Here is a 12,361-nt window from a genome sequence, read left to right as displayed (position 1 = left end):
TTTCATCATCAAGAACTTTAACGAGTTGTGCCAATTGCTCAAAATTACGATTGGCTATGATTAAGTATGCGTGCTTACTCATATCAGTTTTCCCACCAATTCTTCATCCCTCTGTAGCTCCTTATCGCCGAATTTTCTCCCTCAGGATTCCCAGATACCGAACAGGAGCTGGACGTGTAATTAACATCATAATTCCATATACAATCATCCCTACAATAATTTGCAGAGCAAATTGTTTAAATCCGGCGTTAAGCCTTACGTTCATGGTATAAACAACTGCATACATTACTGCCCCTGATAAAAGGTACTTCCACAGGCCAGAAAACAGGCGGCTGTATTCAACTTTTGAACGAACAAAGAAAACTTGAATGGCCGTAACCACAATTTCCGACAAAACGGTAGAAATAATTGCCCCATACACACCAAGCCAGATAATCAAAGGCACATTGAGCACCAAGTTGGCCACTGCCCCACCGGTCACTGAAATGGTGTATTCCTTGTTCTTACCAATCGGCAATAAGTACTGCGTCCCCAAAGCACTACTCCAGGCAATCATCACGATAATAATTGACTCAATAGGAATCAACTTGCCCGTGATGGCAAAATCTTGCCCCATAAACCAGGGGGCAAACTTAGGTGCAACCGCGGCCGTACCAAAGGCCATCGGAACCGAAAGCAACGTGACAAAGTCGAATGAACGGTATAGGTACTCGTTCAACTTTTTGAAGTCTTTTTTGGCAAACGTGTTCGCCATACGGGGCAACATGACCGTCCCGGTGGCGGTAACCACTGCCAGGACCAGCTTTACAATCCGGTCAGCGTATTCGTAATAACCCGAACTGTCCACGCCATCCATTGATCCCAGCATGGTCTTGTTCAAAACTAGGTAGATTTGCGTGGCAATTTGTGGCACAAACAGCGCCAAGGATGGACGCAGGTGCCGCCAGATGTGCAGATTGCTCCAGTCGGGTTTACGCACATACCGACGCATGTATGGCCACAGCGTCAGATTACCGAACAGCGTCGAGAGCGTCAGGATCAGAATGTACAGGTTAATATCCCCTGCATTCTTGACGAACATAAAAATCATGACCACGGAGACAATTTTAACCGCAAAGTTACGGAGTACCGTCTTACCGAAATCTTCTAACCCCATAAAGAACCAGGAAATATCCAGCGCGGCAGCCAAAATCTGCCACGACTGCGCAAGATAAAACTCCTGGTACTTATCGGTCAACATGAAAAAAATACCGAACGCGACGTACGCACCAATGATGGTGATAAACCGCATAAAGTTAATTTCCCAAAACGACTGACTGCGTTTTTTTGAAATCATCACGTTCATATGCAATCGTACGGTTACCATAAAGCGTCACGCCGATGCTCCCAAAGAGAACAAAGTATGTGACGACAGAATTTGTGTACGCGTTAACCCCAACACCATAGCTACCAAGCACACGGCTAATATACGGTGTGGTCAGTAGCGGCACTATCAAAATAAAGACTTGATAGCCCACGTTGTAGAGGTAATTTTTGACAATTTTCATCTATTTCAACTCTTTTTTTCGCCGCGTATAGTGCCGCCCCGATTACTTGGTCCATGTTGAAGTACTTGTACATCCCCAAACGGCCACCAAACAGCACGCGATCGTTGTCCTGACGGGCCAATTCGTAATACTTACGGTAGAGTGCGCTGTTCTTGTCATCGTTGACCGGGTAATATGGCTCATCACCTTTGTGCCACGTTTGTGGGTACTCGTGCGTAATAATCGTCTTTGCGGTGTCAGCACCTTCAAAATGCTTGTGTTCAATAATCCGGGTGAAGGCATGATCCTTATCAGTGTAGTTAGCTACCGCGTTGCCTTGGTAATTAGGGGTGTCCAATTCTTCGGTCTCAAACCGCAGTGACCGGTATTCCAGTTCACCAAACTTGTAATCGTAGAATTGATCAATCATGCCAGTGTACACGATCTTGTCGGCCATTGCATTGTACTTATCCCGATTGGCAAAGTAGTCAGCATTGAGTTCAACTTCGATATTAGGGTGGTCGAGCAGCTTTTCTACAATTTGCGTATAACCACCAACAGGGATTCCTTGATACTTGTCGTTGAAGTAGTTGTTGTCGTAAGTAAAGCGAACTGGCAGACGTTTAATGATGAAGGCTGGCAACTCAGTTGTTGGCCGGCCCCACTGCTTTTCGGTATATTCCTTGACTAACTTCTCGTAGATATCCGTACCAACAAGCGAAATGGCCTGCTCTTCCAGATTCTCAGGCTCTTTGCCACCCAACACTTGGCGCTGTTCGTCAATCTTCGCCTTTGCTTCGTCTGGTGTAACCACACCCCACAACTTGTTGAACGTGTTCATGTTGAAGGGCATGTTGTAAATTTCGCCGTGGTAATTAGCAATTGGCTGGTTCGTATACCGGTTAAAGGTAGCAAACTGGTTCACGTAGTCCCAAATCCGGTCCTCAGAGGTATGGAAAATGTGGGCACCGTACATATGTACCTGAATACCATCAACTTCTTTGGTGTAAATGTTACCCGCAATGTGATCACGTTTTTCAATCACCTTGACGGTTTTACCGGCCTTAGCAGCCTCATTTGCAAAAACGGCCCCGTACAGACCTGAACCTACGATTAAATAATCCATTTTGTAATTTCCCCTTTTCTACTTAGACTGCACTCAAAATTGCACTAACTCGTTCAAAGTACTTACCGGTTTCAAATTTTTCAACTGAATCTCGGACAACCTCTGGCTTAAAGGTATCACGTGTAGCCAGAGCATTACCTAAAGTTTCCACCAAATCTTGCTGGCTGTCATTTGTGAACAGGAATCCGTTGTCATCAACGACAATATCATCCGGACCAGTGGGACAGTCGCTCGATATTAATGGCAGTCCCAAACCGGCTGCTTCAATTAAGACCATTGGGAACCCTTCGTATTTGGACGTTAAGATGAGGTAATCAGCAGGCAAGGCATGTTCAAAAGGGCTGTCGCTCCAACCACGCACAAAAACCTTGTCCTCCAACTCATGTCCACTAACAAAACTTTTAAGGGTATCAATATCAGACTGCTGACCCGTCCCAAAAATCTCTAGGCGCCAGTCCGCCTTAAATTCCACAAGTGCAGATAAGAGTAATTTAAGGTTCTTCTGACCCGCCCACACAATTCTGCCAACGTATAGGAGCCGGAGTGGTTGAGCGGCAAGAGTATCTTCACGCTTAGCAACTACAGTGTCCGGTATTGTTGCCGGGTTATAGACGACTTCAATACTATCGCTGGACACCCCTCGGGCAATCAACTGTTGCTTGATTCCTGAACTAATGGCCAAATTGATATCGGCCAACAGAAGGTCGCCGTTACTCGAAACCGGCAATGTATCAATTGAAAAATGAAACCACGATATTATTTTGAACTGCTTGTGTAACACCCTTCTAACGAGATGAGCTAATTTCATTAATGGAATGCTGGTGCAGACGACAAAATCAAAATCATGCCGTGCCAGGTAATCAAAGGTTAACCAAGTTCCCCAGGCCTTCCCCAGCGCGTGCGGTCGCACCAGTTGGGCAATTTTAACTTCATCACCCAGACCATCGAATCGGCTTTGATCCTCAAGCCCCTGTGGTGCAAAGAATTTCATGTTAATGTCGTCTACTCGTTGATAGTGTTTAATCCAGCTGACGATTACAGTTTCCATCCCACCAATACCGCGCAGCCGGGGTACCAACACTAGTCCTTTTTTTGTTCATCTGTGTCTCGCCCTACTTTCGCTTTCCAATTGTATTGACTAAAACCACCAGTCCAAGATCCAACTTGAGCCTTAAGAGGCCTCTGACAATGGCATCTGCAGTTGTTGTCATCTTAGGAACTAAATTGAGGTACTTGAGCAACTGCTGAAAATAGTTGTCCCTGCGCGAACGACTCCATGCTCTCGCTGCAGTCAAAAGTGAGGAATTATTGCCAATCTCTAACTGTATTGTTGCTACAACGAGCCTCAGAATCACCCTTGCCTGTAATGCGTTAGGTGGGAACCCCCATACATCGGTTAATAACCACATGCACTTATCACATCGAATGCGTAAATTGTCGGCAAACCGTTGTAAATCCCGGCGCGAATGCGTAATTGACGCGCTATTGTTGACGTACTGGTAGAGATAATAATCCAAAAATTCAATTCTGCGGGAATGTGCGTACAAATCAAACAGGAAAACGGCATCCTCTTCCGTGTTGATAGCCGGAAATTTGATACCCCATTCGCGAATTTTATCCGCTCGGAAAACCTTATTCCACAAATAGCCAAAACCCAGATCAGCAGAATTATGAACGTAATATTCGCCAAATTGTTTTGCGTCCATCGAAATTGATTTTGACTCGGAGACACCGATGGTTTCAAAGGTTGACGGATCATACTTTTCTACATTGCGGTAATTAAAGTACACAAAGTCAGCCATGCTGCGATCAAGGCTTTGAACACATAATGAAAGTAGTTCTGGATGCATGAAGTCATCCGCATCCGCGAAGTAGATGTATTTTCCCTTCGCAACCTCAAGTCCAGTTTGCCTGGAGGATCCAGGCCCAACATGATGATTCTTAATTAACTCAATCCGTAGGCCATCTCTGTTGTTACGGGCAATTGTATCCTCAACGACTTCGATTGTGTTATCCGAAGAACCGTCATCAATCATAATTAACTCAATATCCCGTAATCTTTGATGGCTAATCATTGCAATAAACTGCTTAACCAACCCCGAAGCATTATAAATTGGCGTAATTATTGAAACGGTGGGTGTCATCTCAGAACCTCCATCAAGATTATGCCAAACAAATTTGGCATCAATTAGGCATTTAACCACGGGCCATTAATAGACTAGCCACGCCCATATTCCCTTGAGCTCTTAGCCATGAAGTTCTTGGGACCCGAATCCCACAAACGATTGCGCACGAATCGTTCTTTGTCGGAATCATTTTCAAGCGCAAATGGTACGGCGAAGATAAACAACATCATAATGGTCGTGTACTGCATAATGGATAAAAACATCATCGCAAAGATAAACAGCGTCAGTACACGCCAACTACCGCCTAGACGAAATAGCGAGCCCAGGCCCACAAGGTAGGTGCCCATGAATAGCAGTCCACCGTTGGCAATCAAAGGAGTCCAGGCGTTCGCTACCCCCTTATTGAAGGTCAGTTCACCGTTGTTGTAATATTCGCGAATGTTCATATTCATAAATTTATACAAGGCTTTATTGTTGTTGAAACCCTCACCAATGATTGGATGCTTAATCCATGCCTTCACTCCGGTTATATAGTCATCAACACGTACTGAGCCTGAAAATCCGTTTAACTTCGAGTTCATAAACTTGCTAAAAACAAACATCGCGGGTACAGATACAACCAGCAATACCATCAGCACGAGTACCAACCGGTACCACGGTGAAAAAAACATTTGTGGCGCGCCATAAATAGTAAGTAGCCAACCCAACTAGTATTAAAATTGCAGTCGATGTTAAGGTCGACGCCATGGAAATAATTAAGATTGTCACGAAAACTGGGCGCCTCTTTGGCAACACGAATAATTGTGTTAGCAGTGCAAACATTAGCGACATGGTATACATCGGTGCTTCAGGCCAAATCGCACTATTTCTAACCACAACATGTCCAGCAATGGTTTTAAACTGCGTCTCAAAATATACCCCATAATATGAAGCAACCTGATTGTTTCCACCCCAACCAATGGTGAAATAACTGGTGGGTGCAAATAATCCCATAATGGAACCCAAGCCCCAGAAAAGCAGTGCAACCACGGCAATCATCACCATGAGTTTGACGTACTTGTCCAAGAGGCCGCGATATCCAAAAACCCCCACATACAACCACAGCGCGGGGGTAAAAAGGACAAACAGTCCCAGATAATTAGCCAGTTGTCCAAAGTTTTTCGCCCAAAAAAAACGTTTTGAGCGAATAAATAAAATACCACTACGAACAAAAAGATAAACAGCGCCATCAAGCTGTTGGAATTAATACGCACTCGATTACCGCCACTCGCTTCAATCATGAACCGCAAAAACACCAAACCAGCCGCCAATAAACCTAAAGCTAGCGTGACATACTTACTAAAGCTAAAAGAAGCGTAAATCGAATTAGACCCCAGGATAATGTCCAGCGCCAACATGTATTCTAATAATATGCTTGTTTTAGTCATCCTATTAAACATAGAGTATGCAAACGCCTTTCACTAATCGCTACTGCCCGTTAGATTTGTGGAAATCAATCCTTGGATTGAAAAACAGCCCAGCAAAAAAATCCACGAATTGTCACCGCAATCTTCTTACCAGTAAATCCAGTGCCCATAACCTTGAAAACTTGTGCCAAGTCTTTAGAAACAACCCGCATCAGCTCGGATTTAGTACCTAGTTCCCTAACGGTATGTAATTCATTCCGCACGGCAAAGTAGTACCGTGAGACCCGGTTTTTATTCTTCTCTTCCAAAATGTTGGCACCGACGTTTGCATCCATGTGGTGAACAGCAATGCTATCCTGGACAAAGAAACTGGGAAAACTAGTTGATATTCGGCGAGAATATTCAACATCGTCACCCCAAATAAAGTACGCGTCGATGGGTAAACCAACTTTGTTGATGGCCTCAGTATTAATTAACAACGAGACGAAAGAGGCCCACGTCAGCTTAACTAGCCCTGGACGGACTTCATAACTCCAATCTTCGGCAACACCCGGAATGTTCATTTTTGCTGGAGCCATATCGGTCCAACGAACATTGCTACTTAGAAAACCCGGATTGATACCGTCAGACTGTAGGGTGCTGTTGGCCTCCATCATTGCTGACAACGCGGATAAATCCGGTACCGTGTCATCGTCCATGACCCACAAAAAGTCCGCAGAATGGTCCATACCGGCATTAATACCAAACTTGAAGCCCCCAGCCCCGCCCAGGTTTTCACCCGTCAGAACATGGCTAATCTTGTCATCCGCTAATTGTTCAATTACTTTACGGGTATCCTCAAGTCCCCCGTTATCAATCACTAGCACGCGGTTGACGGGATACGTCTGGTTGAGAATGGCCGACACACAAAGTTGTAGTAGTTGAGGCTTGTTGTATGTTACTACCACTGCAACAACATTGGTTTGTTTCGTATCACTCAAGTTCAATTACCTCTACTTTGTATTACTGGATCCGCGAAGCTTACGCATAATGAATGAGCTTCCCTTCTTCACCCAGCTTTGTTTCTCCATAAACATTACCGGTAGCTCAGCAGGAACAATCTTGTTGGTGTCCAACCAAGCATCCAACATCAGCTCGCTAACATATCCGTAAACTCGGGCCTCCTGCCGATCATATCCGGATATATCAATCCGTTGTTCCAACTCAAAAAGAATGCGAAACATCCATTCTGCGTATTGATCAAACAAATCCGCCTTCATAATGTACATGTTAAACATGTGCGCCGAGGTTCCCTTCAGCACCTTCTCAAAACTATCCGCATACTCAGGCGTCAGCTCACGTATGATTTCAACGGTTGTGTCCAAGTCGCGAATGTTGTGCGAATGCTCATAGTGCGAGTACAGGGTCTCGATACGGTAGTTGCGCGGTTCGGGAACTACTACATTGGCTTTTTCAAGCGCGTGCATCAGCGTACTAGTATCAAGCACATCACCAAAACGTCCCTGTTTAAACTGACTAAACTTCGCCAACTTCGAAAAATGCCGCCGATAGTGGACCAAGCCCTTGTAATCAGCGCCTTGCACGTTCTTCCAAAGCCAGTATGTTGCCGTCAGTTCTGAATAGTAGGGGTTCTTTTGAGAAATATTGTCCCCTTCGTCATCGCGCTGGTAATCATCAATCGAAGCTTTCCCGGCCGCACCAACTTGAATGGGCAAATACATCTCATCGGTCGGCATCTCATACTGTTTGTGTGCTGCAATTCCAACAACAATTTTTGAAGACATTATTCATTCCTTTTATACTGAGCAACAATCGACAAAGTAACTACGGCCCATTTATTCAACGGTAACGTACCCAATAACGTTGGTGTGTAGAGCGTTAAGTACTGTCAAACCATTTTTTTAAATTTCGAGCACGTGTTTGGCGCCTGTGAATAATCAAAATTGCGTTCTTTACGGTTCCCAGAACTGCCTTTGCATCTCCCAATGGCATCAATGCAGGCGTGGAAACAACAACGAAGTTCCGCCCAGCCTCCATAGACCGAATCAAGCCGAAAAGCCATCACTTTCAAGCGTAGCGATAGGATTGGGCACACTATCCGCAGGGGAAACAATCACGTTAGTCGTGTCATCGTCTACCTGGCCAGAATCAAGCACGGACTGCAAATTTAATGAAGTGAAATTTGGAATCTGTGGTGTCCAGGATGAACGTAAATTAGCATTGACCAACGCTACGGATTGATTAATACTGGCCAAGGCCTTAACCAATCCGACAGCCACATCTGCCTGAGTATCATCTTGATCAACAGAGACTAAAGCCACTGATCCACTTAAAATACCGTTACGACGGCTCACAACTAAATTAGTCGCTAAATCCATGAAGTCTTCACTGATACCAGCATCATCAATCGCAACATTTGTAAATGCATCGTTCAAATTTAATTTGCTCAAAACCATTCCTCCGAATTAAGGACTACAATTCCTGACATCTTATTTCTTATGAATAGCGCCAAGTTTAGTGAAGCCAAGTTCATTCGTTAAGAACGAGTCGTTATCGATGCGCTTGTCAGTTAATTCCTTGTAGAAACCATACAGTAATACAACAAACGCACCGAGGATAACACCCATAATTAAACCGACCAAAACATACTTCTTGGTGCTACCAGTCTTAATGCTGCCGTCGTTAGCTCGGGAAACAATTGTAACCCGCGAGCCACTCATCATTGTTTGAACCCGCTCGCGGAAGACAGCCGCAGTGGCGTTCGCAATGTTTTTGGAAAGAACGGAGTCACTAGAAGTCGCTTTAATTTTAAATACCTGAGAGTTAGCGTTACTACTGATACTTACAGCACTACTAACTTGGTCCGTAGTAACGGCACCCTTACCGTACTTTGCGGAGACAACGTGATACTTAGGTGATTGTTTCTTTTCCTTCAGGTACTTGGTAATTTCACCCGTCACACTATTCTTGTAAGTGCCATACACTGCTTTTTTTTCCGGGAATCGTAGTTTCGCGATGCTTGTGAGTGAGGTTGTAGGCGACTTCCTTCATGATTGAAGGACTTTCAACAATATCCTTGTAGGTGTCAATTTTTTTTGCACCTCGGCCTGCTGCACCGTCAGTTGACTATCATCCTTACCACTTGCTTCAATATTCACCATCAACGCCGTGTCCGAAGTGAAAGTGGGATGAACCGTCTTTTTCACGTATACAAATGCCACTACGGCCAGCAATAAACCAGTTAATAAAATCTTCCACCAGTGCTTTTTTTAATGATTGAAAGACCCAGGCAAATTCAATTCCGGTTTCCATTCTTTTACCACCTATTTTTTTTGATTTCCTACAACTTACTCGTCAACTCCACGTCCGGATACTTATCGTGGAACCACCGCTCCGCAAAGGCATTCTCGAACAGTAACAATGGTTCGCCGTGCACATCCTTTACCAGCAGGTTGCGCGATGAGCTCATCTTTTCATCCAGCTGGTCCGGGTTAATCCATCGAGCCGTGCGGTTGCCCATTGGCGTCATCTCAACTTCGGAGTTGTACTCGTTTTGCATCCGGAACTTGAAGACTTCGAACTGCAGTTGGCCAACCGCACCCAGAATGTACTCGTTGGTGGAGTACGTCCGGTACAACTGCACCGCACCTTCTTGCACCAGCTGCTGCATCCCCTTGTGGAAGCTCTTCTGCTTCATCACGTTCTTGGGCGTCACCTTCATGAACAGCTCCGGCGTAAACTGCGGCAGCGGCTCGAACGCCACTCCCTGCTTGCCGGCGTAAATGGTATCACCAATCTGAAAGTTACCCGTGTCATACAAACCGACAATATCGCCGGCAACGGCCTCGGTGACCGTCTCCCGCTCGGCGGCCATGAACTCGGTGGAATTATTCAGCCGAATCGTCTTGCCCGTCCGCTCCAGCGTGACGTCCATCCCCTTGGTGAACTCGCCGGATACAACCCGTACAAAGGCAATGCGGTCACGGTGGTTCGGGTTCATGTTCGCCTGAATCTTGAAAATAAAGCCGCTAAACTGCTCGTTGGTCGGCTGCACCTCCGTGCCCCCCACCGTCTTCTTGGCGGTCGGGGCCGGCGCGTACTGCACGAAGCTGTTCAGGAACGTCTCCACCCCGAAGTTCGTTAACGCACTACCGAAGAACACCGGTGTCTGGTCGCCCCGCGCAATCTTGTCGGCATCGAACTGGTTGCCAGCATCATCCAGCAACTCGATTTCATCCAAAGTCGCACGGTAGGTCGCTTCCTTGGCAATCACATCGTCTGCTGGCAGGTGACCATCAGCGTCGAGCTCGACAAACCGCTGTTCCGGCGTTTCCGGACGGTAGCGTTCCACCCGGTTGTTGACCCGGTCGTACAGTCCCAGTAGGGTCTTCCCCGACCCCATCGGCCAGTTCATTGCGTAACCCTCAATTCCGAGTAAATCCTCAAGTTCTGCGATGAGGTCGAGCGGCTCCCGACCGTCGCGGTCCAGCTTGTTCATGAAAGTAAAGATGGGAATACCGCGATCCTTAACCACTTTGAACAGCTTCTTGGTCTGCGCTTCAATACCCTTAGCACTATCAATCACCATGACCGCAGCATCCACGGCCATCAGTGTCCGGTATGTATCTTCAGAAAAATCCTCATGCCCCGGAGTGTCCAGAATGTTGATGCGCTTACCCTGATAATCAAATTGCATCACGGAACTCGTAACAGAGATACCACGCTGCTTTTCAATCGCCATCCAGTCGGACTTTGCGAAGTGGCTCGATTTACGCCCCTTAACGGTCCCGGCCTCACGAATCACACCCCCGAACAGCAACAGTTGCTCGGTGATGGTCGTCTTCCCCGCATCGGGGTGAGAAATAATGGCAAAGGTGCGGCGCTTGGCCACCGCCTGCTCTAATTCAGTCTGTTTCATTACTTATTTATGTTCCTTTTCTTCTTTGCTTGCACCCAAACCACTCGTTGATGACGGCTCCTGGACCATCTTTTCACGCCGCCGCAACTGCAATACCTGCCACAAGTACACCACGACGTTCTTAGCCACCGCGTACACCGGAATCGACAGGATCGTACCCAGTAATCCGTACAGGTGACTCGCCAGCAACAATAAAATGATAATTGTTACTGGGTGAATATCCAGTGACCGCCCAATAATGTTGGGGTAGATAAAATTGCCGTCCACCACGTGCACCACAATAACGACCGCCACGATACCAAACATCTGTCCCCAACCCATGTTGACGGACACCAGCAGGGCCGGAATAATGCCGATATACGGTCCCAGATACGGAATCATGGTTACCACACCCGCGATAATCGCTAGCAGCAGTGCGTACGGCTGCCCGATAATCCAGTAGCCCAATCCGGTCATGACGCCCACAAAGATACATTCCAATGCCTGGCCAGCAATGTAGTGCGCCAGCGTGTCGTTCAGACGCCGGAAGACCTCCCCCACTTCATCGTTAATACTCGTGGGAAATAAACGTTGGACGGCCGGCACAAACCGGTGACCATCCTTTAACATGTAAAAGAAAATGATGGGCACGGTAATTACGGAAAAGAAGGTGCCGACGGCTGATCCCAGAAAATCAGGCAACCCTGCGGAGGTCGACTTTAAAATGCTGGCCGTAATCTTTGAAGCATTGATGTGGCTGATAGCATCGTCGAGGTCCAACGCTTGGTACCAAGAATAATGTGACGCCTTCGCCAACACCGTCTGAAAATCCTTGACCAGCGTTGGTAAGGCCAGTACTAGGCGGGCCACCTGACGGAGCATTGCCGGAACGGCCCACACCACAATCAGGTAAACTAATCCCGCTAGTACCAACATCAAAATGGCGAGTGCTAATCCACGCGGCACCTTCATCCGCTCCATCATTTTCACAAATGGATTGAACATGTAGTAGAGGAACAACGCCGACACCAGCGGAATCAACCAGATGGAGAAAAAGGTTGCGACCGGTTGAAAGATAAACGTGACGGAGCTCAGTCCGGCAATGATGAGGACCAGTATCAAGATCTCCACTGACCAGAACATTAGCTTTGATTGCCGTAAACGTTCAAACATGGTGCCACCTCCCTCCATAACGGCTGCCGTGTATGGCAGACTATAGAAATACCAAGGTTAATAATACCAGAAAGCGGCCTGAGCACCAATAGGACGCGCTTTACGAA

At 46.5% G+C, this 12,361-nt stretch carries 14 protein-coding genes and 1 pseudogene; all 15 read right to left on the bottom strand.

All coding sequences use genetic code 11. The annotated features are described in order from the left end of the window. Positions 1–121 precede the first annotated feature (121 nt). The 15 genes and pseudogenes from JCM12539_RS01415 to JCM12539_RS01355 all read right to left on the bottom strand — a co-directional run bounded on the left by JCM12539_RS01415 (position 122) and on the right by JCM12539_RS01355 (position 12,254). Complete coding sequence (locus tag JCM12539_RS01415) at positions 122–1,336, bottom strand: oligosaccharide flippase family protein (protein WP_369396034.1); 1,215 nt, start codon at positions 1,334–1,336, stop codon at positions 122–124. Next, positions 1,296–1,547, bottom strand: a complete 252-nt coding sequence (locus JCM12539_RS14975) for an oligosaccharide flippase family protein (protein ID WP_369396033.1) — start codon at positions 1,545–1,547, stop codon at positions 1,296–1,298. Before JCM12539_RS14975 ends, JCM12539_RS01415 begins: the two co-directional genes overlap by 41 nt. Positions 1,548–1,551: 4 nt before the next feature. Then, positions 1,552–2,652 (bottom strand): annotated as a pseudogene (gene glf / locus JCM12539_RS01410) (UDP-galactopyranose mutase); the annotation flags it as partial. A gap of 22 nt (positions 2,653–2,674) precedes the next feature. Next, positions 2,675–3,700: a glycosyltransferase gene (locus tag JCM12539_RS01405; protein WP_156301971.1), complete on the bottom strand. Its 1,026-nt coding sequence runs from the start codon at positions 3,698–3,700 to the stop codon at positions 2,675–2,677. A 64-nt stretch (positions 3,701–3,764) separates the two neighbouring features. Continuing rightward, on the bottom strand, positions 3,765–4,796 hold the full coding sequence (locus tag JCM12539_RS01400) for a glycosyltransferase family 2 protein (RefSeq protein ID WP_054648681.1): 1,032 nt from the start codon (positions 4,794–4,796) through the stop codon (positions 3,765–3,767). A gap of 74 nt (positions 4,797–4,870) precedes the next feature. Continuing rightward, positions 4,871–5,299, bottom strand: coding sequence for a hypothetical protein (locus tag JCM12539_RS01395; RefSeq protein ID WP_162203982.1), 429 nt, complete (start codon positions 5,297–5,299; stop codon positions 4,871–4,873). Between the two features lie 67 nt (positions 5,300–5,366). Next, a complete protein-coding gene (locus JCM12539_RS01390; protein WP_054648677.1) occupies positions 5,367–5,843 on the bottom strand; it encodes a hypothetical protein in 477 nt (158 codons plus the stop codon). A gap of 427 nt (positions 5,844–6,270) precedes the next feature. Next, complete coding sequence (locus JCM12539_RS01380; protein ID WP_162203980.1) at positions 6,271–7,164, bottom strand: glycosyltransferase; 894 nt, start codon at positions 7,162–7,164, stop codon at positions 6,271–6,273. Positions 7,165–7,176: 12 nt separating this feature from the next. Then, positions 7,177–7,968 carry a DUF4422 domain-containing protein gene (locus JCM12539_RS01375; RefSeq protein ID WP_054648673.1) on the bottom strand — a complete coding sequence of 264 codons (792 nt, stop codon included), beginning with the start codon at positions 7,966–7,968 and terminating at the stop codon, positions 7,177–7,179. Positions 7,969–8,229: 261 nt separating this feature from the next. Then, complete coding sequence (locus JCM12539_RS01370; RefSeq protein WP_054648672.1) at positions 8,230–8,634, bottom strand: hypothetical protein; 405 nt, start codon at positions 8,632–8,634, stop codon at positions 8,230–8,232. Positions 8,635–8,673: 39 nt separating this feature from the next. Then, on the bottom strand, positions 8,674–9,168 hold the full coding sequence (locus tag JCM12539_RS01365) for a YveK family protein (protein WP_054648670.1): 495 nt from the start codon (positions 9,166–9,168) through the stop codon (positions 8,674–8,676). 63 nt (positions 9,169–9,231) lie between these two features. Next, on the bottom strand, positions 9,232–9,405 hold the full coding sequence (locus JCM12539_RS14970) for a hypothetical protein (protein WP_369396031.1): 174 nt from the start codon (positions 9,403–9,405) through the stop codon (positions 9,232–9,234). Beyond that, positions 9,332–9,496, bottom strand: a complete 165-nt coding sequence (locus tag JCM12539_RS13715) for a hypothetical protein (RefSeq protein ID WP_225350179.1) — start codon at positions 9,494–9,496, stop codon at positions 9,332–9,334. Before JCM12539_RS13715 ends, JCM12539_RS14970 begins: the two co-directional genes overlap by 74 nt. Positions 9,497–9,524: 28 nt before the next feature. After that, positions 9,525–11,102, bottom strand: a complete 1,578-nt coding sequence (locus JCM12539_RS01360; protein ID WP_054648668.1) for a peptide chain release factor 3 — start codon at positions 11,100–11,102, stop codon at positions 9,525–9,527. 3 nt (positions 11,103–11,105) lie between these two features. Then, entirely contained in the window at positions 11,106–12,254 is a 1,149-nt protein-coding gene (locus JCM12539_RS01355) for an AI-2E family transporter (protein ID WP_054648666.1), read from the bottom strand. Between the last annotated feature and the right edge of the window lie 107 nt (positions 12,255–12,361).

The organism is Lacticaseibacillus pantheris DSM 15945 = JCM 12539 = NBRC 106106 (genome assembly GCF_001311175.1).
Lineage (GTDB): Bacteria > Bacillota > Bacilli > Lactobacillales > Lactobacillaceae > Lacticaseibacillus > Lacticaseibacillus pantheris.
Note: the sequence above shows the minus strand (reverse complement) of the source record. Positions and strands in the feature narration are given on the sequence as shown.

Bases quoted from the DNA above. Each gene is read 5' to 3' on its own strand.
- JCM12539_RS01415 (WP_369396034.1), bottom strand. From the start codon at position 1,336: ATGATTTCAAAAAAACGCAGTCAGTCGTTTTGGGAAATTAACTTTATG.
- JCM12539_RS01375 (WP_054648673.1), bottom strand. From the start codon at position 7,968: ATGTCTTCAAAAATTGTTGTTGGAATTGCAGCACACAAACAGTATGAG.
- JCM12539_RS01400 (WP_054648681.1), bottom strand. From the start codon at position 4,796: ATGACACCCACCGTTTCAATAATTACGCCAATTTATAATGCTTCGGGG.
- JCM12539_RS13715 (WP_225350179.1), bottom strand. From the start codon at position 9,496: ATGGAAACCGGAATTGAATTTGCCTGGGTCTTTCAATCATTAAAAAAA.
- JCM12539_RS14975 (WP_369396033.1), bottom strand. From the start codon at position 1,547: ATGAAAATTGTCAAAAATTACCTCTACAACGTGGGCTATCAAGTCTTT.
- JCM12539_RS01355 (WP_054648666.1), bottom strand. From the start codon at position 12,254: ATGTTTGAACGTTTACGGCAATCAAAGCTAATGTTCTGGTCAGTGGAG.
- JCM12539_RS01360 (WP_054648668.1), bottom strand. From the start codon at position 11,102: ATGAAACAGACTGAATTAGAGCAGGCGGTGGCCAAGCGCCGCACCTTT.
- JCM12539_RS01405 (WP_156301971.1), bottom strand. From the start codon at position 3,700: ATGGAAACTGTAATCGTCAGCTGGATTAAACACTATCAACGAGTAGAC.